At 33.7% G+C, this 22,928-nt stretch carries 14 protein-coding genes; 1 reads left to right on the forward strand and 13 read right to left on the reverse strand.

The features are described 5' to 3' along the window. Nucleotides 1-237 precede the first annotated feature (237 nt). Nucleotides 238-1,914 (reverse strand): OstA-like protein, encoded by a 1,677-nt coding sequence (locus tag B3C18_RS24840; RefSeq protein ID WP_291153242.1) that lies wholly within the window; start codon nucleotides 1,912-1,914, stop codon nucleotides 238-240. Nucleotides 1,915-2,266: 352 nt separating this feature from the next. Here B3C18_RS24840 and B3C18_RS24845 point away from each other — a divergent pair, with 352 nt between their 5' ends. Further along, nucleotides 2,267-4,138 (forward strand): alpha-amylase family glycosyl hydrolase, encoded by a 1,872-nt coding sequence (locus B3C18_RS24845; protein WP_291153245.1) that lies wholly within the window; start codon nucleotides 2,267-2,269, stop codon nucleotides 4,136-4,138. Nucleotides 4,139-4,199: 61 nt separating this feature from the next. Here the strand turns inward: B3C18_RS24845 and B3C18_RS24850 are convergent, their stop codons facing one another. The 12 genes from B3C18_RS24850 to B3C18_RS24905 form a co-directional block, all read right to left on the reverse strand. Continuing rightward, nucleotides 4,200-5,783, reverse strand: a complete 1,584-nt coding sequence (locus tag B3C18_RS24850; RefSeq protein WP_291153247.1) for an alpha-glucosidase — start codon at nucleotides 5,781-5,783, stop codon at nucleotides 4,200-4,202. Between the two features lie 305 nt (nucleotides 5,784-6,088). Beyond that, nucleotides 6,089-7,810: a hypothetical protein gene (locus tag B3C18_RS24855; RefSeq protein ID WP_291153250.1), complete on the reverse strand. Its 1,722-nt coding sequence runs from the start codon at nucleotides 7,808-7,810 to the stop codon at nucleotides 6,089-6,091. A 16-nt stretch (nucleotides 7,811-7,826) separates the two neighbouring features. Then, nucleotides 7,827-9,113: an MFS transporter gene (locus tag B3C18_RS24860; protein WP_291153252.1), complete on the reverse strand. Its 1,287-nt coding sequence runs from the start codon at nucleotides 9,111-9,113 to the stop codon at nucleotides 7,827-7,829. Next, complete coding sequence (locus B3C18_RS24865; protein WP_291153255.1) at nucleotides 9,113-10,171, reverse strand: glycoside hydrolase family 130 protein; 1,059 nt, start codon at nucleotides 10,169-10,171, stop codon at nucleotides 9,113-9,115. Before B3C18_RS24865 ends, B3C18_RS24860 begins: the two co-directional genes overlap by 1 nt. Before the next feature lie 179 nt (nucleotides 10,172-10,350). After that, the gene (locus B3C18_RS24870) at nucleotides 10,351-11,898 is read right to left on the reverse strand and encodes a RagB/SusD family nutrient uptake outer membrane protein (RefSeq protein WP_291153258.1); all 1,548 of its coding nucleotides are present in this window, start codon (nucleotides 11,896-11,898) and stop codon (nucleotides 10,351-10,353) included. Between the two features lie 10 nt (nucleotides 11,899-11,908). Then, entirely contained in the window at nucleotides 11,909-14,989 is a 3,081-nt protein-coding gene (locus tag B3C18_RS24875) for a SusC/RagA family TonB-linked outer membrane protein (protein ID WP_291153261.1), read from the reverse strand. A 206-nt stretch (nucleotides 14,990-15,195) separates the two neighbouring features. After that, on the reverse strand, nucleotides 15,196-19,347 hold the full coding sequence (locus tag B3C18_RS24880) for a hybrid sensor histidine kinase/response regulator transcription factor (protein WP_291153264.1): 4,152 nt from the start codon (nucleotides 19,345-19,347) through the stop codon (nucleotides 15,196-15,198). A gap of 289 nt (nucleotides 19,348-19,636) precedes the next feature. Next, on the reverse strand, nucleotides 19,637-20,419 hold the full coding sequence (locus tag B3C18_RS24885) for a superoxide dismutase (RefSeq protein ID WP_291153267.1): 783 nt from the start codon (nucleotides 20,417-20,419) through the stop codon (nucleotides 19,637-19,639). Between the two features lie 9 nt (nucleotides 20,420-20,428). Further along, nucleotides 20,429-20,698, reverse strand: coding sequence for an acyl-CoA-binding protein (locus B3C18_RS24890; protein WP_291153269.1), 270 nt, complete (start codon nucleotides 20,696-20,698; stop codon nucleotides 20,429-20,431). After that, the gene (locus tag B3C18_RS24895; RefSeq protein WP_291153272.1) at nucleotides 20,699-21,352 is read right to left on the reverse strand and encodes a phosphatidylserine decarboxylase family protein; all 654 of its coding nucleotides are present in this window, start codon (nucleotides 21,350-21,352) and stop codon (nucleotides 20,699-20,701) included. It lies immediately after the preceding gene. Beyond that, a complete protein-coding gene (locus B3C18_RS24900; protein ID WP_291153275.1) occupies nucleotides 21,342-22,232 on the reverse strand; it encodes a phosphatidate cytidylyltransferase in 891 nt (296 codons plus the stop codon). The genes B3C18_RS24895 and B3C18_RS24900 overlap by 11 nt, the downstream gene beginning before the upstream one ends. 1 nt (nucleotide 22,233) lies before the next feature. Beyond that, nucleotides 22,234-22,839, reverse strand: coding sequence for a lactate utilization protein B/C (locus tag B3C18_RS24905; RefSeq protein ID WP_291153277.1), 606 nt, complete (start codon nucleotides 22,837-22,839; stop codon nucleotides 22,234-22,236). Between the last annotated feature and the right edge of the window lie 89 nt (nucleotides 22,840-22,928).

Consider the following 22,928-nt stretch of genomic DNA (forward strand, 5'->3'; position numbering starts at 1 on the left):
GATGCTAAGTTGCTGAGATGCTAAGGTTCTTAGGTTTTTGTTTCAGGTTTAAAGTTTCAGGTTGCTGGAGACTGAAAACTGAGACTAATTTTTAACGCAAAGATCGCAAAGATTTACGCAAAGTTTGTAAGGTTAAAATTAAGATTGCATTTTTATGCAGAGATCTCAAAGCTGAAACTGAAAATTAAAAATTTGTTTCAGGTTTCAAATTCTGAAAACTGAGACTGAAAACTAAAACTATTTAACTTTAGGTTTCGTTTCTGTCTTTACAGCTGGTTTTTTCTTGTCGTAATCCAAAGTCTCTTTTCTGACTTTCATAGGAACGTTTTTATCTTTTTCTTCCTGATCTTTTCCTTCTTTGACTAATTTGTCGTTCATTTCATTTTCTTCGGCAGTAAAAATATCGTCTTTTGATTTTATTCTTTCGTCACCGCGCCAGACAAAACCACGTAGTTTACGGGCATTTTCAGGTAAATCTTCTTCGGGGAAAATATCTCCGTCAACACGATTAAAAAATGTAATCGTTTCTACGGCATTATTCTCTAAAATCAGGTTGATTTTACTGCTGACATTTTTATTAATTCCGATTAACTCATTGGCGTCATTCCGCATAAAATAGACAACTTCGGTGTTTTTGACGACGTCAACATCGTGGAGTTTCCCTTCTTTAAACTTTCCAAATAAATTGAGTCCCTTGACCTGATTATAGCCCGTCCCTAAAGTGTCCTTGGAGATGAGGAAAGTGTTATTAATAACTTTTAATGAATCTAACTTTTTGGTATTATTATCGCCAATTAAATGCATTAAATCACCCGTAATCTGGCTGTCGCCGTTCCACAAAATCGGACTTCCAATCAATTTCGTTAAAGCGGTTTTAGAATTTGAATGAATCGAATCACATTTTCCGCTCATGTCGGTTTTATAAAAGCGGACATTTTTAAACGCTCTCAAAATTCGTTCTCCTTCTTTTCCGGTTACCATTAATTTTTGTCCGTGAATGTAAACAGAATCGTTTTCGACTAAATTAATAGCAACCGCTCTTTTGGTTACAAACATCGAATCTTTTAGTTTGTAAATCTCGGCATAATGCCCTTTTACAAGCCCTTTGTTGATTGAATCCGTGATTTTTACATTTCGTGTTGCCGATGCAAACTCGGTGTTTCGATTATAAAATAAACTGTCACCTTCAATGAGTCGGTCGTCGTATTTTATATATGATTTCCGTAAAAAGTGAGCGAGGTTTTTCTTGGTGTCATAAAACCCTTTTTCGGTATAAATATAATTTGTTTTACTCGTAATTGTTGATGGACCAAGTAAATACGTATGCCCAGAATTACTGTAATAATCTAAATGATTAGATTTAATAACATATTTTGGGTTCGTAATCGTAACTTCTGTCAAAAACTGAAATTTTTTCTGGGCTACAAAATACCTTCCTGATTTGCTCACTAAAGTATTGTCTTTGTTGACGATAGTTCCTTTTGTGTTATAGAAAACTTCCTGGGTATTTCGGTCAAAATTAATAGTATCTGTTTGCAGCGTTGCATCTGGTGAAGTCATTACAGCATCTCCAGTTGCAAAAGCTTTTTTCATATTTCCGTTATATTCGGCATATTTACTATTTAAAAATAAAGTATCGCCTTGTACTAATTGTACATTTCCAAAGGCTTTAAGATAATTTTCTTTCTGAAAATAATACGCTTTATTACAAGTAAGAACTACTCCGTCATGGTTTACTTTTACGTTTCCGGTAAGCAAGACTGCATCAGGTGCTGTAGCTTGATCCACATCTAAATAATCAGAATGTTCTATGTTGATTTTTTTGGGTCCCTGCGCTTTTTTTGGTGCTTGCGCAGAAATGATTTGAACACTTAATAAAAGCAGACAAGATATAAAAAAGAGTAATTTCTTCAAGTGATTAAATTTTTGTCAAATTTATAAAAAAGGATACAACCTTAGATTGTTATTAGCATTAATTTATATGTTTATTTTTTAAGGTTCAAAGTAACAAAGTAACAAAGGTTCAAAGTTTGAATTTAAAAATTTCACTGACATTTCAAAAACTTTGTCCCTTTGTTACTTTGAACCTTTGTCCCTCTAATTTATCAACAAAACCATGAACTCTCACGTTGTAGTTAACGATTTCGTTATGGCAAAATGATAAATTGAAATGGCATTCTTTAGAGTTATAAAAAATAAACTAAATTTAGGAATTGGATTTAGATTTCTAATTCCGAAAAACAGATACGTTTAGATTTAAAAAACTATGATAAAAAGTAAATTTATTGCTGCGGGAATGGCCGCGACAATGTTGTTTTCGGGTTGTAAAACAAAAGATTTAAAAATGAGTGAAGTAAAAGAAGAAAATTCAAAAGATCATAAAATTGTTGTTTACCAAGTTTTTACCCGTTTGTTCGGAAATAAAAACAAAACCAATAAACCGTGGGGAACAATTGAAGAAAACGGGGTTGGAAAGTTTAATGATTTTACAGATAAGGCGCTTCACGAAATTAAGGATTTAGGTGTAACTTATATTTGGTATACAGGCGTCCCGCATCACGCTTTGGTTCACGATTATACGGCTTACGGAATCTCAAATGACGATCCTGAAGTTGTAAAAGGCCGTGCGGGTTCGCCATATGCCGTAAAAGATTATTATAATGTAAATCCTGATTTGGCAGTAAATCCGGCAAACAGATTACAGGAATTTGAGGCTTTAATTGCGCGTACACATAAAGCAGGTTTAAAACTAATTATTGATATAGTTCCGAATCATATTGCGAGAAAATACGAAGGAAAAAATAATCCCGAAGGAGTAAGAGATTTTGGTGCCGATGATGATGTATCTGCTGAATATAAACGTGATAATAATTTCTATTATATTCCAAATGTACACTTCGAAATTCCCGATGGAGATATTCCGTTAAACGGAGAAAAAAATCCTCTTGTTGATGGTGTTTTTGATGAAAATCCTGCAAAATGGACAGGAAATGGTTCGCGTAAAGTTAAACCGGATCAAAACGACTGGTATGAAACAGTAAAAGTAAATTATGGTGTTCGTCCTGATGGTTCAAAAGATTTCCCTGAACTTCCGGCTGGTTTTGATCAAAAATCATATCCCGAACATTTTGCGTTTTGGCAGGATAAAGAGGTGCCGGATTCGTGGAAAAAATTTAAATCAATAGCTTTATACTGGACAGCAAAAGGTGTTGACGGTTTTCGTTATGATATGGCAGAAATGGTTCCGTACGAATTTTGGAGTTATATGAATTCTGCAATCAAAATGAAAAATCCAGATGCTTTTTTATTGGCAGAAGTTTATAATCCAAATGAATATAGAAATTATATTCGTTTGGGAAAAATGGATTATTTGTATGATAAAGTAGAAACGTATGATAAACTGAAAGATGTTATTCGCGGAAAATCTTCTCCAGATGGATTGTCTGATATTCAAAAAGGAATGGCAGATATTGAACATCATATGCTTCATTTTCTTGACAATCATGATGAACAGCGTTTAGCTTCGCCGGAATTTGCCGGAACACCGGAACGCGGTAAACCTTTAATGGTAGTTTCGACAACTTTAAGCACTTCACCAACAATGATTTATTTTGGACAGGAAGTAGGAGAGGCGGGAAATGAAAATGCAGGTTTCGGAACTCATTCCAGAACTTCTATTTTTGATTATATCGGAGTTCCGAATCATCAAAAATGGATGAATGAAGGAAAATTTGACGGCGGACAATTGTCTGATTCTGAAAAACAATTACGAGATTTTTATAAAAGATTATTAAATTTCTCTATAAAAAGCCCGGCTTTGATGTGCAGTTTTCAGGAAATTCAATCTGTAAACCGTCAAAATAATCAAGGCTATGATGAATTAATTTATTCGTTTGTTCGTTGGTCTGAAAATCAAAAATTGATTATAGTTGCCAATTTCTCTTCAGAAAAAACAAGTGAGTTTGATTTAAAAATTCCTGCGGATGTTATTTCAAAATGGAATTTAAAAGATGGTTCGTATGTGCTAGTTGATAAATTATATTCTGAGAGTAAAACCTATTTTACTGTAAAAAATGGCGAAGGCTCGGCAAGAGTTAAAATAAAACCTTCGGAATCTTTTATTTTTGAATTGAAATAGTATGCGCATATAACAAACCCGACAGGTTTTTAAAACCTGTCGGGTTTGTTATATGAAAAAACTAATTTTTATAAATAATATAGCTATTTGTTTTCAGCTCTTTTTGACCTAATAATATTTTTGCATTCTTTGGTAATGTTATTACTTTTTTTATACCAAAATTAATTAGAACAGTAATTTTTTCATTTTCAAAAGATCGTGTAAACGAAATTTGATCTCCTTCAATTTCCAGATTATCATAACTGCCATATTGCAAAACTTTTTCTTTATTTCTTAAAGCTGTCAATTTTTTATAGCTGTTAAGAATTGATTTTTTTTGATTTTTTAAAGCAGCAACATTTATTTCTTTGTAATCAGGATTGATTTTAATCCAGCTTTTTTCTGTTGAAAATCCAGCAAACGCTTCTGCATTCCATTGCATCGGGCTTCGTGATTTATCCCGATTATGTTCGTTACCTTCAAGAAGTGCTTCTTTATCATTTTTGCCTTGCGATATTGCCAATTGATAATGGGTTTTGCCTTGTATATCGACCATTTCGTTTATGTTTTGGGCGATAATATTATGCATTCCGATTTCTTCACCATAATAAATAAATGGAACTCCTTTTGCGGTAAGTATCAAAGCGGCAAGTGCTGTGGCTCTGTCAGTATTTCCGTCTGCCAGTCTGTCGATCATTCTGGGCATATCATGGCTTCCAAAAAACAAAGTAGGATAGTTGCTCATGTTTTTCTCCATGCTTTGCAATTCGTCAAAAATACGCTTAGTCGAAAACTCTTTGATACTTCCAAAATTGAAATTAAAAACAACATCTAATAAATCCTGCGATTGATATTGTTTTAAAACCTCGATTTTATCGCTTCCAATTTCTCCCACAATAAAACGATTATCGTATTCATTGACGGTCGATTTTATAATTTTCATGGCATCTTTTACACCTTCCTGATCAATATCGTTTAGGTGTTCCTGCTGTCCGTTTTTCATCGGATTATCTTTTGTAATTCCGTTAGTAGTTAGGAAGTTTATAACATCTAACCTGAAACCATCTACGCCAGCATCAAGCCAAAAGCGGAGTATTTTTTGAACCTCAGCAACAACTTTTGGGTTTGACCAGTTCAAGTCGGCCATTCTTTTATCAAACTTATGATAGTAATATTGATTAGTTGCAGCGTCTTTTTCCCAAGCTGTACCTCCAAAAAATGATTCCCAATTATTCGGTTCATCCTTCCAAATATAATAATCCCGATACAGATTGTCTTTTGATTTTCTCGATTCCTGAAACCATTTACAATCTGTAGAAGTATGATTTAAAACCATATCGATAATTACTTTTATTCCCCTTTTATGGGCTTCATTCAAAAAAATATCAAAATCGGCTTTAGTGCCATATGTTGGGTCTACTTCGTAATAATTAGCAATATCATAACCGTTATCCACTTTTGGTGAAGTAAGGAAAGGCGTAAGCCAAATGCCTTTTATACCTATTTTTTTTAGATAATCTAACTTTTGAGTCATTCCTTTAAAATCGCCATATCCATCTCCGTTGCTGTCGGCATAACTCGGCATATAGATTTGATAAAAAACGGATTCTTTCCACCATTTTTTGTCAGCTGTATTTTGAGCGATTGCTGGATTTATATTAAACATTATTAGAAAAATGAATATATAATTGAAGGTATTAGATTTCATAGTATTATTGTCGATTATAATTGCGAAGGATGGATTAAAATCCATCCCTACAATATGTTTTGTTCCTTCGGAACGCTATATCTATATGAAATTCTGTGTTTTAGTCCATAATTTGTACCCAATCTTGTCATTCCGAGGAACGAGGAATCTTCGCACGAGAAACTCTACAAAGAAATTTATACAATCGTTGTCGAGCTACTTGCGAAGATTCCTCGTTCCTCGGAATGACAAGATTGTGTGTCAAGCTAGATAGAAAATAGTTCTTATTTTTTGCCTTGCGATTTATAATCTACCACAATTCCATTAACTAACATCTTTGAGCCGTCATAACTTATTTTTCCATCAGAAGGAACTTGAATAATTACAGCAGCACTCAATGCATCTATTTTTATTTTTGCAGAAGCAGAAACATTCTTGGCTACAAAACTTCCTGAAACGGTATTGTATAAATCTACTTTTGCTCCTTTTTCAACTTTTATGGTTACTGTTTTACTTGCAGAATATGGATTATAATACAGATAAGAAGGATATGCTTTATCACTATAAAAATCGGTTGCTAATAAATTTAATTGTAAAATTCCCATAACATTGGTTTCACGAATAATACTTCCGAAGATACCAACATGACCACTTCCATATACACTAAATTGAGATTCTTTAGGATTTTCGCCAAGAACCCAAAGCGGACCATCACCTTGTGCTACAGGGCCTTTTAGGTTTTCATATTCTTTATAACTAGATTGCTTTATAATGCCTTCATAACCAATAACGCCTTTTGAAACTTCAGCTAATTCCGGTATTGTTTCGTGTTCATCAGGCATATATTGTGGATAGAAAAATCGAGAAGCATTGGCAGCGTTCAACATCCATTTTCCTATTGCTGTTGCATACGATTGATCGTATCTTACCATTGGTATAAGCGGCCAGGCAGCATCATAAGTATTCATTAAAAAGCCATATCCGCCGTGATCTACCGTACTTCCAAAAACACCCGAAATATCAATTCCGTTCCAATTTCCAACTAAAGAACCCCAGCCTTCGCGACAAATTGGTGTTCCGTCAAAAGTCCAAGCCAGCATTTTGTTTGTATCGTATTTTGTGCTTTCTTCGGCATTAATTCTAGCTGACAGATAAGCTCCAAAAGGCATTAATACTTCATAAGTTGGATTTTTGGACTGTGATTCTAAGGCTGCTAATGCACTTTTAGCTCCTTTTAAGTATTTGACATCACCAAATTTTTTATAAGCCATATACAATACCCATGCATGTCCTGCCGCAGCATCTGGCTGCGCACAGATTTGGTTTGTCATGGGTTTCATTTTGTTGTAATCAAAATAGGAGTATTCGTAGTTGCCGTTTAAAATTACATCGGCCTCATAAAACTTATCTGCAATACTTCTGGCTATTTCTGTAAAACCGGGTTCATTAGGATATTTATCATAAATGGCATAAAACAGAAGATTTGGATATACATCATACCACCAATCACGCCCATAACCTCCGCCCAATAAAGCAACTTCGGGGCAGGTATTATTCATCATAATATTCCAGTTGGTTTCTTTGTTAAAATAGTTTTTCAACATGGCAACATAGTTTAGGTTTTGCGAATTGTTTTTGTCAATACCTACTAATGTAGCTCCTAATGTTGCGCCCATTGTTGCCAGAGCTTCATGAAACATTCCTTTATTATGATCCGGGCCTTGTCGAACATCTGCTACAGCAGTATATAATCCAACAACTGTTTGCGGATAATTTTTCTTGCTGTCATCCATCCAGACCATCGGCCAAAATTTACCTTTTGCATTAAAATCGTAAACTGTTTTGTCAAAATCTAAAGCCATTTTTTTGTAATCGATAATTTTTAATGGCTGAGGCAAATCAGGCATTTGTGCTACGCGAGGTATTTTTTGCTGTGTTACTTGTGCGGCTGCAGTTAAACTTAAAACTAACAAACACGAAGTGCTGATTTTTATAAATGTATTCATTTTCTTCTTTTTTGATTTAAAGCAGTCTTGCCGCTACTTCTTCTAATACTTTAGGTTCTGTTTCTTCATCTGGTGAAAGTTCAAGACCTTGTTTGATGATTTTTTTGCTGATATAAATAGAACATAACTGCAATAGTGCGATAATACCAATGGCATATCTTAAAGCAATATCTTCAGATACAACAAAATACAAGGTTAAGAAAGTTCCGGCGCCTAAAAGTCTTCCGAGGTATAAACCCGCTTCATGGTTTAAGATATACGCAAATTCGCCTCTTTTTTCGATTCGGGAAACAATATCAATTACCTTTAACTGAATAGGGAAGTAGGCTAAATCCATTAAAGGTTTTGCTATAAGCAGTAATAGTAAAAAGATTATTACGCCCATTTTGTTAAATAAGAAACCATTTAAACATGCACCTAAAGCAAATAAAATTAATCCAACAGAAAAGGTTTTGATCCTGTCTGATGGTTTAGAAAAACGACCAATGAAATAAATTATAATTGCGGCTAAAACAGCTCCAATGGACTGTGCTTTTCCTAATGCGCCTTCTTCACCCAATATTTTAAAAATAAGCATGGCAGGAGCGGTAACTAAAAACCCTTGTGCCAAACCTTTGAATGCTGCCAGCGATAACAGTTTGTACCAAAGCGGATGAAATTTGAAAAAGATATATTGCTTTTGTACAGGATTTATAAATTTACCTCTATAACAAACGATTGAAGCAATAATGGTAATTAAAAAAACAACAGCGGTAATAATTTCATAAGCCTGATGTTTTTGATCTTCACCTATTTTTGACTGAATAAATAATCCAATCGCTGCAGGTATTGCGATGGCAATTATAGTATAAATAAAAGTTTCTAATCCGTAATAATAATTTCGATTGTTGTCATTTGTTATAGACAAAGCCAGATAATCGCGATTTGACCAATACAAACCAAAAGAAAGCCCCATAGTAATCCCGGCAACACCAATTCCGATTAAATCAAGTGTTTTTAAGGACATCATTATAATCATCGAAACTCCGCTGAGCATCATTCCGATTGAATATAATTTTTTGATATTGATATGTTTCAGCAGGAAGCCATTTAATAAAAAAGTAAGCGGAATCCCGGTATAAATTGCCAATTGATAGATGACTACTTTTGAGGTGTCATTTGAGTTTCGCATAATATAAGCGGCAACAAATATATCGATAACCGGCAGTACTAGTGCGTATACTAAGTTGGTGAAAATAAGAATACGAAAATTATGGGTCTGGCTTTTAAAATGATCAATTTCTGATATAAGTTTTTTAAACATTAGCTATTTTTTAAAAGTAAAAGGATTTCTTTAATCGAAAATTGAGCACCGCATACAAATTCATCTGATGCACCATAATACATGGTAAGAGTGTCTCCGTCTGGCTCTACAATGTGGCCGTTGGTGAATACTACGTTTCCAAAAAATCCGCTTAATTCATACTCTGTAGTAGGAACCATAATAGGTTCAATGGTTCTTGCAATTACTTTTGAAGGATCTTTTAAATCCATTAAAAAAGCACCCAGACAATATTGATGATTTTCATTGGCTCCATGATAAATTTCGAGCCATCCTTTATCTGTTTTTATTGGAGCAGCCCCGGCACCAACTCTTTTGCTGTCCCAAAGTCCTTTTCTTGTTTTTATGATACAATGATGATTTCCCCAATGAATACCATCGGGAGACGAAGCAATCCAGATATAATTACCGCCAATATCGACACTGCTCGGACGGTGTAAAGCGTAAAACAATCCGTTTATTTTTTCTTCAAAAATGGCACAGTCTTTATTGTGTGCGGGTAATATCATACCGTGTTTGGTGAAATTTTTCCAATCGGTTGTAGTACGTAAACCAACACCAACACCATTATCTGATACTGAAGTGAAGGTTAGGTAATATGTTCCTTCGATTTCGGCAACGCGGCAGTCTTCTATACCAAACGTTTCAAGTATACCTTCTCCAACAAGTGATGGATAATTTTCGGGTTCATAAAAATTATGTCCGTCTTGGCTGCATAATAAGCGTAAATGAGATAATGTTGTTAGATAATCTACTCCTTTGTAATTGATTACTCTGGCATCTGTCGCTATTAATTCGGGATCATTTTTTGCTATTTCAATAATTTGAATAGAACCGGTTTCTGTCAATATGGGAAAAGAAATGATATTATCCTTTTGTTTCGGTCTTTCGGCAACGCGTACTACCAGCCAGGTTTTATTTTCATATTGAAATACTCCCGGATTTAATAAACAGGTTATTTCTAATCCTTCTCTGCTTGCTGGGATGTCTGCAGGTGATAATAATGGGTTGTCTGCAAAACGTTTCGCTATATCTTTCATGATTTTTATTTTTTATCGTTTTTAATTGCCTCCAGCTTTAGCTGGAGGTTGAAGAATTGATAATAAATTCAGCTTTAGCCAAAATAATTAAGTGTTTTTGGCTAAAGCCTAGTTCTCATTCCCTTTTTAGATCTCCAGCTAAAGCTGGAGGCAATTTAAAAATTGCAAATAGATTTGTCCTAATATCCAGGATTTTGTGTTAAAAGTCCTGCCGATGCATCTACTTCTGCTTGCGGAATTGGGTACAGCATATGTTTGTCTAAGAAAACTTTTCCGTGAGCCGTCATTACATCCTTAGCAATTCCCCATCTTTTTAAATCGGGCATTCTTTGATTTTCAAAACCTAATTCGGCTCTTCTTTCAGCAATCAACCAAGCTTTTACAACAGCTTTATCTCCAGAATTTGGTCTGTCTGGCAATGTTCCTGCGGGTGGAGGAGGACCAACCGAAGTTGACGGAATCGTTTTACTAGGATCAGCTGGAAAAGCCGGATCCTGAACTCTAACCGTAACAGTTGTAACTGTATTTCTGGCTCTAGCTCTAATTTGGTTTATAATGTCAATTGCGCCTGAGTAATTTCCTGTTTCATTAAGTGCTTCTGCTTTCCAAAGCAAAACGTCGGCATAGCGAATGAAAACTTTATTGTTTGGAGCATCATCATCGCCTTTGTTTCCGCCGTCTGTAGTTCCTAAAAGTTTATTAACCCATTGCTCAGGAGCATTTACGGTATATAATTTTCTAGGGTCATTAGGCTCAAACGAAGCTAAGAAATCAGCACTTGGAGCAAAAAATCCCCACCCAAGAGGTGCACAAATTCCGTTTCCTTTTCTTGGATCAGCTTGTTTAACATGGTTATAAGAGAAAATCACTTCATTGTCTGTATATTCCTTGTTCATATTAAAGTTATCAAAATAATTTGCATCAAGGCTATAAAAACCTGTCGTTTCTAGTTCTGATACTAAAGTATTTACACTAGCCCAGTCTTTATTGTACAGTGCCGTTTTAGCCAAAAGTGCAATAACCGCTCCTTTAGAAACTCTCCATTTTTCTGTACTTGACGAATATTTTAAGTTTGGTAAAAGTCCTTTTGCTGTTTCTAAATCAGTCTTAATTTGGCTCCATACGGTTTCTTTTGGTGCTCTTACGGCTTTATCAAAAGCTTCCTGATATGTTTTTATGGGAGCCAAAATTAAAGGCACATCACCGAAATTTGTTACCAATGAAAAATAATAATACGAGCGTAAAAAATAAGCTTCGCCCAGTAATTGATTTTTTCTTTGGGTAGAAATTCCGGTAAGCGATTCAATTTCCGGATTTAATAGAAAATTCAATGCAATGTTGGTTCTTTTAATACCTTCATAATTGTATTTCCACAATCCGTTTGGACCGCCATTTGTCGAAGTAAAAGTAAAATTATTGATTTCATCCATCCACGATTGATCACCATCTGGAGACCATTTTTTTTCCATATCATCAGATGCGATATCATCAATAATAATATCATTTTGAAATACTAAACCTCCGTTCCAATCCCATTCAGCAAGCTGATTTAATCTGTTGGATAACATATCGTAAGAAGACGTTACCGAACTTTCTACAGAGGCTAATGTTGGTTTAGAATTGGCTTGTTCCTGAGTTTGCGCTCCGATGGGATCTGTCGTAAGTTCATCTTCGCAGCTTGTTAAGGCAAGTGCAATAAGGATTACTGTTATATATTTATATTTCATGATTCGATTATTAAATTTTAAATTTTAGACCTATTAGTATTGTACTAGATTGAGGATAAGTACCCTGATCTATAAAAGAAGTCGATTCTGGATCTAAACCAGTATATTTCGTAAAAGTCAATAAGTTTTGTCCGGATACATACATTCTTAAATACGTGTCGCCAATTATTTTAGGATTGAATGTATATCCAATTTCAAGATTTTTTAATCTCAAATAAGAAGCATCTTCAACAAAAACACTTGAAACCTGACTTCCTCCATTATCATTCAATGTATTACGAGGAATTGTGTTGCTTGTACCTTCGCCATTCCACGCGTTTAATACTGAAGTAGTAGAATTAAACGGACGGCTGTCGTAATCTAAAATTTGTTTTAAATCATTGTAACGATCTACACCCGAAACGCCTTGGAAAAGAAATGACATGTCAAATCTTTTGTATTCGGCATTAAATGAAAATCCGTATGTTATTTTCGGAATCGAACTTCCTATAAACGTTCTGTCATTGGCATTAATCTGCCCGTCTCCGTTTAAGTCTTTAAACTTAATATCTCCGGGTTTTGCACCGTTTGAATTGGAGTATAAAGCTGCATCTATTTCTGCCTGATTTTGATAAATTCCGTCAAACTTCAATCCATAATACGAACTAATTGGCTGTCCAACTACAGTTTTGGTGTGCGTTTTGTCATCATTAATTTCTGAAACATATTGCTGCAGCTGTTCTACATTATTTTTTAGTGTCGCAATATTTCCGTTAATACCGTATTTAAATTCGTGATCGTTATTTTGAAAATTCGCTCCAAATTCAAAGCCTTTATTAGTTACAACACCGGCATTTACATACGTTTTGTTGATTTGACCAACTGTTGCAGACGGAAGCCCTACGGCTAGTAAAATATCATTAGTTGTTTTATCAAAATAATCAACAGAAAAAGTCAGTTTATTATCTAATACACCTAAATCAAGACCAAAATTGGTTTGCGTAGTTGTTTCCCATTTTAGATCAGGATTACCGTAACGTACCACATTTATGATTCCGCCAGTTTCTGTAACAAGAGTTTCATAAGCGTTATTAGGGATTTCCTGATTTCCAGATTGTCCCCAGCTAGCTCTCCATTTTAAGTTAGAAACCCATTTTGCGTTTTCCATGAATTTTTCTCTGGACATAACCCAGCCTCCAGAAACCGAAGGAAAATAACCCCATTTATTATTAGGGCCAAAACGAGAAGAACCATCGGCTCTTATTGTACCTGAAACTAAATATTTATTATCGTATGCATAATTTGCAGACGCAAAAAAGGAAATAAGGTTCCAGCTTTGTGCAGATCCTGAACTGTTTTTATTGACATCGCTTCCATAATCCAAATAACGGAAAGGATCTGTCGTATTGTTATAATTCGTTCGGCTTCCGCCAACTGCAGATTGGTCGTAACTAACGGTTTCTTCCCCTAATAATGCATTGATACTGTGTTTCTGTGCAAGGGTTTTAGTATAGTTTAAAGTATTGGTAAAGGTAAAAGTGGTAGCTTCGCCTCTGTTTTCGTTTAAGTTTGAAGGTCGGTTTTGTCTGCCTTGTCCCGGATATAACTCATTTGGATCGTTGTCATTATCATCTCCAAAATTTTCTCCAAAAGCTTTATTGTGATCGAAAGTGATTTCGGCACCAAAATTACTTCTGAATTTTAATGATTTATCAGCCAGAAAAGCATATTCTGCATAAACATTTCCAAAAGTTTTAAAGGCAGATCGTACATCATCTGTAAAATTAACTATCGCAATAGGATTAGAAGTCAACTCGTAATTACGGCTCCATCCGCCATTAGGATTATTATTTAAGTAAAATGGCAAATCAGTATAAGGATCATTTGCTTTATACGTTGGATCGTTTACATCTTTATAAACGCCTAAAACAGAAGGACGTAATAAAGCATGTCTGATTACTCCGGGAGCATCTCCGCTTGAAGACATTTTATCCTGTCTGCTGCTTGTAATCTGAAAGTTTGTACCCACTTTAAGACGTTCCGTAATTTCGGTATTGATATTTGCTCTAAAATTGATACGTCTGTAAGTATCTTTATCGCCCACGACAATACCATTTTGTCCAAAATAACCACCAGAAATTAAATATTGTGTTTTATCAGTACCTCCGCTGGCCGAAATCTGGAAATTGTCTGTTCTTCCTGCGCCAAATAATTCGTTTAACCAGTTTGTATTTGATAACGGAATACCATTAACCTGTCCGTTAGTTCTATCGGTTTGGTAAGGACTTATTCCATTTGCAGGATTATTGTTAGAATTATGCCAAGCCTGGTCCATTACAGTCAAATACTGATCTGAATTTAGCATTTTCGGAAGGTTAGTCGCATAACTAGTTCCACCAAAATAATCTACATCAATATTTGCTTTTCCTTTTGCACCGCTTTTGGTGGTAAGAATAACAACACCGCCAGAAGATCTTGATCCATATATGGCAGTTGCAGCAGCATCTTTTAATACGGTCATGGATTTTACATCAGACATGTTCAGGAACGAAATATCGCGGGTCGCAACACCATCTACAACATAAAGAACTTCGTTGTTACCCAATGTTCCTTCACCTCTAATACGTATTTTGAGTCCGTCGCCTGGAGCACCAGTATTAGCCGAAACCGAAACTCCGGCAACTTGCCCTTGTAATGCCTGCCCGACATCGGCTACTTTTGTTTTAGATAATTCGCCCATATCTACAGTTGCGACTGCACCTGTTATGGATGATTTTTTTTCACTTGTATATCCTACAATAACAACTTCATTCAAGGCATTTGAATCTGCTGTTAGCGTTACATTTATTTCCTTTCTGCCAGATACCGCTATTTCCTGAGATTGATATCCTACATAGCTAAAAATCAGGACAGCGTCAGGGCCTGCATTAATGATATAATTACCATCAAAATCGGTTATGGCATAGGTTGAGGTTCCTTTTACATTGATATTAGCCTGCGGCATTAGACCATCAATATCAGAAACTACACCTTTTACGGTTTGAGCATTTATAATGCTTCCTACCATCATTATTCCAAACAGGAATAACTTATAAATATATTTTTTCATCATGATAAGGAAGTGTTAATTGGTTTACTGGTTGGAGTGTTTTTTTTCATGGTTAAAAAGGTTAGAGATGTTTGTAAAGTTTTACGATAACGATTGAAATAATTATCGTTTATAAAATTAGCTGGTGCATACAAGAAACAGTGTACACTATTTCTTCAAAAGTGTACACTGGTATTTATTGTGTTGATATTTAGTATTTTGTAATTGTTTTAGCTCTTGCTTTTGTATTTGAGCTGGTAATTTTTTGGGGTAGTATTATAGAGTTTTTTAAACTCGCGGTAAAAATAAGAGCGGTTATTAAAGCCTGATTTGTAACAAACTTCAGATACTGTTAGAATATTCTTTCGTAATAATTCTGCAGCATATTTTAATCGGATGGTTCGAATCAAATCGCCAGGTGTAAAACCAAATATTTGTTTGATTTTTCTATACAATTGTGAATTACTGATGCCTAATTCTTTTTCGATAAATAAACTTTGAAGATTTTCATTATCGATATTACGTCGAATTAGATCAATTACTTTTTTAATAAAGTCTTTTTCATCATTATTTATGGGAAGAGAAGCCAGATTTTCGATAGGAGTATCCTGCGTAAAATGTCTTGATATTAACTCTTTTTCTTCCAGAAGCTTTTGAACTCTTATCAGTAAATGATCCGGATAAAATGGTTTTGCGATATAGGAATTGGCACCGCTTTCGATTCCTTCAATTCGATGCAGAACAGAATCTTTTGCGGTTAACATAATAAACGGAATATGACAGGTTTTAAGATCGTTCTTGATTATTTTGCAAAAGTCAATTCCGTCCATAAAAGGCATCATTACATCGCTGATAATAAGATCAGGAATTTCATTTTCAATAATTTTTAAAGCTTCTAAACCGTTGTATGCTGTAATAAGTTTATATTTTTGATCTAATAAATCATTAATAAGCAAATGAATTTCTTTTTCATCTTCAACTATCAATATGGATTTTCTATCATCTGTAATGTGGCTTAATGAGGAAATTTTATCTGGAGTTTCTTCCTCTTTAACCGGAGTTTCTTCCAGGATATTTTTTAAATGATTTGAAATTAAAATAGGGCTTACAGTGCTATCCAGTTCTTTGTCATCAAACGAATCTTTATTACAAGGCAGTAAAACAGTAAATGTTGTTTCGACATTTTCCTGACTTGAAACCGAAATTTTGCCTCTTAATGCTGTAATTAATTTTTTTACATACGCCAGACCAATACCGGTTCTAAACATGGTATTATCAGTCTCATTATTTAATTTAGCTAAGAAAAACTGATCGAACAAAGAATCTGATTCTTCTTTCGAAATTCCTTTTCCTGTATTGGTTATCGTGATATTTAATTTTTCTGAACCAATGTCTTGAATACTAAACTTCAAGGTTATTTTTCCATTTTCAGGCGTATATTTAAAAGCATTCGACATTAGATTAAATACTATTTTTTCGATTTTATCTTTGTCAAACCAACCCAATAAAACTGGCGGAATATCAAGTGAATAACTAATGTTTTTTTCGATTGCCCATTCATCAAACAATTCGGCAATTTGTTCGATTAAATTCACCAAATCAAAATTTTTCACATTTACTTCAATATGATCGAATTCAGCTTTTCTAAATTCAAGCAATTGCTGTGTCAGAAACAATAAACGCGAAGAATTGCGCTGAATCATGTGTATAAATTTCGTATTTCTTTCGCTGAGGTTGGTTACTTCAGAAAGTTTTTGAATTGGACCAACAATTAAAGTAAGTGGCGTTTGAAATTCATGCGCTATTTCGGTAAAAAAAGTAAGCCTGTTTTCATGAATTTCCATTTCCCTTTTCCTAAATAAGATATTTTGGTTTAAGGATTGACGTTTTTTGTAATAACTCTGAATAAAAAATGCAAAAGCCAATAGGAGCAGGGCATAAATTAAAAAGGCAATGTTTGACTGCCAATATACCGGTTTAACGCGTATATCAACAGCCTGAACTGGTTTAGTCCAGACACCATCGCTGTTTGACCATTTTATCCATAAAGAATAATTTCCTTTAGGAACGTTTGTAAAAGAAATAATTCTTCGATTATCAATAACATTCCAGTCTTTATCAAAATTTTTTAATTGATAAGCATATTGACATTTTTCGGTATTGATAAAAGTCAGTGCCGTCAGTTCTATATCAAAGAAGTTTTGATTATGATTTAAAACAATTGAAGGATGAGAAATTGAATTTGGTGCAATAACCAATCCTTGATAATAGGGCAGCGGCTGATTCTGTCCGCTTATTTTATCAATAAAAAGATCTGGAATTACATTTGACTCTTTTATATTTTGAGGCAAAAAATAATTAAATCCTTTTATGCCGCCCATAAATATAAAATCAGATTTTAGATTTTGATAAAAAGCGCCATCTGCAAATTCATTGTTTTGAAGCCCTTCGTTTTTAGTATAATTCGTAAAATTTAATTCTTTGACATTAAAATTAGAAAGACCAAAATTGGTGCTTAACCAGAGATTGTTTTTTTTATCACAAACAATTCCGTGAATCGTATTATTAGGAAGACCATCCTTTACCGTAAAGCTTTTAAATACAGATTTTCCATTTTTTGTTTCCAGTACATTTAGACCGAGACTAGTTCCTATCCAAAGCCTGTTTTTAGCATCTGTAACTAAACATAAAATATCATTGTTAGATAAACTTTCAGGATCATTTTTATGATTTCTGTAAGCATAAAAACGTTCTGATTTGATATCAAATAAATTTAATCCGCCTAAACGAGTTCCAATCCATAGCTGATTTTTATTTTTTGGAATTATCGAAAAGACAATATTGCTGCTCAAGGCATTGCTTTGATTGTTATTGGCGGCATAATTTTTAAAATCAGAAACTTTTAGATTATTTCCTAAGTGTTCAATTTTAAAACGAAACATACCATATCCGTTTGTTCCCACCCAGATAAACCCGTTATCATCCTGATAAATAGAATAAACAGATTTGAAGTAAGAAAAGGCATCGCTGCCTATAATTTCTTTCCAGGTAACTAATTTTGAGTTTTTCGAATCATAAACGGTAATACCGTCTCCATCTGTGCCAATAAAAATTAGATCTTTTTGTCCTTTGTGTAAAGAAAAAACTGAATTATTTATAGCACTATTATTCTCGTTGTAGTTTTTGTATTGTAATGGTTTTTCGGGATTTAAATAAAAATTTGATGAGAATTTAAACAAACCTTTTCCTTTTGTACCAATAAGAAATGAATGATCTTCTAATTCTAAAAATGCCCTCACAATAGCACCATCCAATTCTGGAAGCTCTGTTTTAGAAACGAGATTAAAAGGTTTTTTAAGCGGACTTATTTTAAAAATTCCGTCACCATCTGTTCCTGCCCAAAATATATTTTCGTTCCCTTGAATTAGAACGGTAGTTTTGTTTTTCAAATGGTTTAGCCAATCTTTTTTTACCTCAACACCATTTTGATTTAAAACAGCATATCCTGATTTGTCCAGAACAATAAGGCCGTCAGCAATTTTTCCTATAATTTTCTCAATATGGTTTTTACGGAATGGAAGAATTTCATTGTTTAAAGAATATAAACTGCTGTGTCCGTTTAGTGATACTATAACTATTTTTTGCTTCGAAATTTCATCAAATGACTGAATGTTTTTTGAAATTAGCTTTATTCCTGAAATTGTCTTTTTACCACTTTTGGCAGTTTCAATGGATAATTTGTAGAGATCATTATTTTCAAATAAAACCAGCAATTCACCGTTTTGTGTAAACTGCATTTTTTTTACCGCTTTTTTAGGGAGATTTTTTGAGTTTAATAATTGAAAACTATCATTTTCAAAATAGCCAATTCCCCAATTTTTTGCGGCACAAAATACTCTTTTAGAAGAATCCAATGCCATGTTAAACTCAGATTCAGATAATGGTGAGATATCTTTTCTCGAGAAATAATACCGCTGAAAAGTGCCTGTTTTTTTATCAAATCGATTGATGCCGTGTATGGTAACAATCCAAATGTTTCCATTACTGTCTTCGTCTATTTTTAAAATAACCTGATTGCTTAAGCTGTTTTCATTATTAGCTTCCGGTCTGTAAATTTTAAAATTGCTGCCATCATAGCGATTTAAACCATCCCAGGTTCCTATCCAAAGTAAATTGTCAGAATCCTGAAAAATAGCATTAATCGAACTGTTAGAGAGTCCTTTATTATTATCCAACTGCTCAGCCGAATACTCTATATCAATTGTTTTATAAGCAGCGTTTTGATTGTGGATAGGTAACGAAGTAGTTTTTAAAAACGGACTCTTTTGAGTATTATTGATGGAAATGGTTTTCTCTTTATTGTCACATGAAAAGAAAATCATTAAGACAAAATATAAGAGAATAGCTTTAATCTTCACTGTACTTTATTTTAATAGCTTCACCCGACATAGTCATCGTTCTTAGCATATTGGTTTATTCAAAATAGTTAAATAGTTCCTCGTGATATGATTCTTGATTAAAAAAACATTTCACGAAGCTTAAAGATATATGAATATCCATTGATACACTATGATTTATGTCATATTTTTTGGCTTGCATTAATAAAGTGCCTGTGTTCTGAAATAAGAAAATAAAAAAAGCTGATACTTTTTTAGTACCAGCTTTACTTTTTTATACTTTCTTGACCTTTTTGAGGGCTTCGACATAATACTCGTTTACTCTTTCCCAGTTTATATGTTCGTAAAAAGCGTCGATATAACTTCCTTTTCTGTTTTGATAATCCAGATAATAAGCATGTTCCCATAAATCAATACCTAAAATTGGCGTTCCGGGAATTAATGCATTTTTCATTAACGGATTATCCTGATCTTCCGTAGTGGTAATTTGTAATTTTCCGTATCGGTCTACAACCAGCCAAACCCAGCCAGAACCAAATTGTTTTTCAGCCTGACCTTTAAACTGATTGGTAAGATTATTAAAAGATCCAAATTCCTTATTAATGGAACCCGCAAGAGTATCTTTTGGAGTCTGCTCTTTTGGAGTTAAAATATTAAAATAAAGCGTATGATTGTAATATCCACCGGCATTTTGACGAAGTTTTAAATTCGTGAGAGGCATTTTTTTCAAAATATCCTCAATTGGCATATTTTCAAACTCAGTCGAAACAATTTCTTTATTAAAATTGTTTGTATACGATAAATAGTGTTTAGAATAATGCGTTTCTAAAGTTAAGGAACGTAACGCAGGACTTAATCCGTCGTAAGCAAAAGGCAGTTTTGTAAGTTCAAATGAACCCGGATCTGCTTTTACATCATTTGGAGAACCAATCGTTATTTTTTCTTCTTTAGTTGGCAGCGGAACTTCTACAACTTCGGTTAGCTTATTGTTGTCATTACAAGAAAATAATAGAAAAAATGAAGCTAAAATGCTGAAACGAACAATGTTATTCTTCATAATATTAATTTATTTTGATGATAGTGAATTAATGATTTCGATGTAACATTCCTTGGCTTCATCAATCGATAAATGACTAATCTGCATCCAGGCATTAGTTTTAAAAGCATTTCGTAAATCAAAATTCTCAGACTGATTGTAAACAGCAGTTCCAAAAGTAGCCTGTTTGTAAAACGCATAAAGTCTTAACTGCACATCTTGCGGCAGAGAGGCCTGAGTCATTTTCAATGCAATTTCTACAGCCTCGTTGAAGCGTGTATCTAAATCTTTTTCTGCCATTTACGCTTTTGTAGCAATAATAGTTTTTCCTCCAATTGCTTTTTGGTTTAACTCGACATTAATTGGTGTACCTAAAGGTAAAAATAAATCTACTCTCGATCCAAATTTAATAAAACCAGCATCAGTTCCCTGAATAACCTGCATTCCTTCCTGAGCATAGTTTACAATTCTACGTGCCAAAGCACCAGCAATTTGTCTGTAAAGAATAGCACCAAAAGTATCATTTTCGATTACTACAGTTGTTCTTTCATTTTCCTCACTAGCTTTTGGATGCCATGCAACTAAAAACTTTCCAGGGTGGTATTTACTAAATTTTATAATTCCGTCCATCGCATAACGCGTAACGTGAACATTGATAGGTGACATAAAAATAGAAACCTGTAAACGTTTATCTTTAAAGTATTCGCCTTCGTAAACTTCTTCAATAACCACAACTTTTCCATCAACAGGAGCAAGTATGTGATCGCTGTTTCTAACAGCAATTCTTTTAGGATTTCTAAAAAACTGTAAAATGATAATCAAAACCAATAATGCTGCTATCTGAACTAGCATTCTTAGCCAATTGATATCAATAAATCTATCAGCAATTACAAGTACGGCAACAGTAAAAACTGTTCCTAATAAAATAGATGGGGCTCCTTCTTTATGAAACATAATATAAAATTTGATAAAATAAAAATATAATTGGTGCTACAAATATAACACTATCTAATCGATCTAAGATACCTCCGTGTCCAGGCATAATCGAGCCGCTGTCTTTAATGCCTGCAATTCGTTTAAATTTTGATTCGATCAAATCGCCGATCGTTCCAAAAACACTCACGATTAAAGCAATAATCGTCCATATAAGGATAGATTTACTGCTAAAAGCCGGACTAGGCTGTATATATAATTTTGAAATTAAAAAGCCTACAAAAGCTGCAAAAACCATTCCGCCCAGAAAACCTTCAATTGTTTTTTTAGGCGAAACACGTTCAAATAATTTATGTTTTCCCATTGATTTTCCAACCAAATACGCAAAAGTGTCATTTGTCCAGATTAATACAAACAAACCTATGATAATCTTAGGGTTATAAGAATTTGTTCCAAAGGAAATTTTTACGATAAAAAGAAAGGGTAATGTGATGTATCCTAAAAGATATAAATATTTTGAAGAGGTACTTATTTTTTGAACTGAATCATAAAATAAAAATATGATACATTTAATAGATACAACCAGTGTAATAGCTAAAAGAATAAGATCTAATTGCTGAATATTAGTTTCTAAATCAAGATTTGAATTAAAAGTAGTATTTAAATAAGTAGAAGTTTGTTTATTGTAATGGCTGATAAGTATTACGATGGAATAAAGTAAAGTTCCAAATAAAATCGAAAAGACTTTATTAAGATTTACAATATTTGAAAATTCATAAATGGTAATAATTAGAAAAATTCCAAAGAGAATGATAAAGCTTTCGGTGGAAAACAAGATTGAAGTTAACAACAGAGCAATATAAACAGCACCAGAAATGGTTCTTTTAAGCGTTTCGTTCATCTTAAAGATCTTCTAAGAGCAATAAATAAAGATTCTTGGCAACACTTCCGTATTGAGTGAAATCTTCTTCTTTTGCCTTTTCGAAATATTTTATTGTGGTGATATTAGTCGGAATGTCTCGATCGTATTTACGTTTAATGGCAGTTAAACCATCACTTTTCATTGGAAGAATTTGACTTGTTGTGGCAATAATTACAATATTTGCAGGTAATTCATTCGGTTTATTTTGTCTAATCTGTTTTGAAGAGAAAAGAATAGAACCTTCATCAGAAATTAGATTTTCGCAGCTTGCTAATAAAAACTTTGGTTTAGATGGGGCAATATAGAATAATTTATTTTCATCTAATAAATGAAAAAGGGCTGGTTCGTAACATAAAACTTCACTTTCAAACCAGTCGTTTTCTTCTAAAATATTTTCGAATTGTTCTGCAACCTCTTGAGTGTTTTCACAATACAAAAATTTTCCGCCATTTTTCTTAAAGTTAAAGATGAATTGTTCGTCTAAAGACAAATGACTATTTGGGGCAGGAGTTCCTGCGTACTCACTTTCGTGTTCTTCGTCAGAAGCAGATTCGCCGGAACCAAATATTTTTTTGAAAAAATTCATTTTTTATATGAAATACTTTACATGTTAATTGAAAACGTTCAAAGATAAAAAAATCTTAATTCAAAAGGGTATTTTGAATTAAGATTTTA

This window comes from Flavobacterium sp. UBA7680, assembly GCF_002482975.1.
In the GTDB taxonomy this organism is placed as follows: Bacteria; Bacteroidota; Bacteroidia; order Flavobacteriales; family Flavobacteriaceae; genus Flavobacterium.

Excerpts from the sequence above, each read along its gene's own strand:
- B3C18_RS24845 (WP_291153245.1), top strand. The coding sequence starts at position 2,267 with ATGATAAAAAGTAAATTTATTGCTGCGGGAATGGCCGCGACAATGTTG.
- B3C18_RS24850 (WP_291153247.1), bottom strand. The coding sequence starts at position 5,783 with ATGTTTAATATAAATCCAGCAATCGCTCAAAATACAGCTGACAAAAAA.
- B3C18_RS24900 (WP_291153275.1), bottom strand. The coding sequence starts at position 22,232 with ATGAACGAAACGCTTAAAAGAACCATTTCTGGTGCTGTTTATATTGCT.
- B3C18_RS24855 (WP_291153250.1), bottom strand. The coding sequence starts at position 7,810 with ATGAATACATTTATAAAAATCAGCACTTCGTGTTTGTTAGTTTTAAGT.
- B3C18_RS24860 (WP_291153252.1), bottom strand. The coding sequence starts at position 9,113 with ATGTTTAAAAAACTTATATCAGAAATTGATCATTTTAAAAGCCAGACC.
- B3C18_RS24885 (WP_291153267.1), bottom strand. The coding sequence starts at position 20,419 with ATGAAGAATAACATTGTTCGTTTCAGCATTTTAGCTTCATTTTTTCTA.
- B3C18_RS24870 (WP_291153258.1), bottom strand. The coding sequence starts at position 11,898 with ATGAAATATAAATATATAACAGTAATCCTTATTGCACTTGCCTTAACA.
- B3C18_RS24875 (WP_291153261.1), bottom strand. The coding sequence starts at position 14,989 with ATGATGAAAAAATATATTTATAAGTTATTCCTGTTTGGAATAATGATG.
- B3C18_RS24890 (WP_291153269.1), bottom strand. The coding sequence starts at position 20,698 with ATGGCAGAAAAAGATTTAGATACACGCTTCAACGAGGCTGTAGAAATT.
- B3C18_RS24880 (WP_291153264.1), bottom strand. The coding sequence starts at position 19,347 with ATGATTTTCTTTTCATGTGACAATAAAGAGAAAACCATTTCCATCAAT.
- B3C18_RS24905 (WP_291153277.1), bottom strand. The coding sequence starts at position 22,839 with ATGAATTTTTTCAAAAAAATATTTGGTTCCGGCGAATCTGCTTCTGAC.
- B3C18_RS24865 (WP_291153255.1), bottom strand. The coding sequence starts at position 10,171 with ATGAAAGATATAGCGAAACGTTTTGCAGACAACCCATTATTATCACCT.
- B3C18_RS24895 (WP_291153272.1), bottom strand. The coding sequence starts at position 21,352 with ATGTTTCATAAAGAAGGAGCCCCATCTATTTTATTAGGAACAGTTTTT.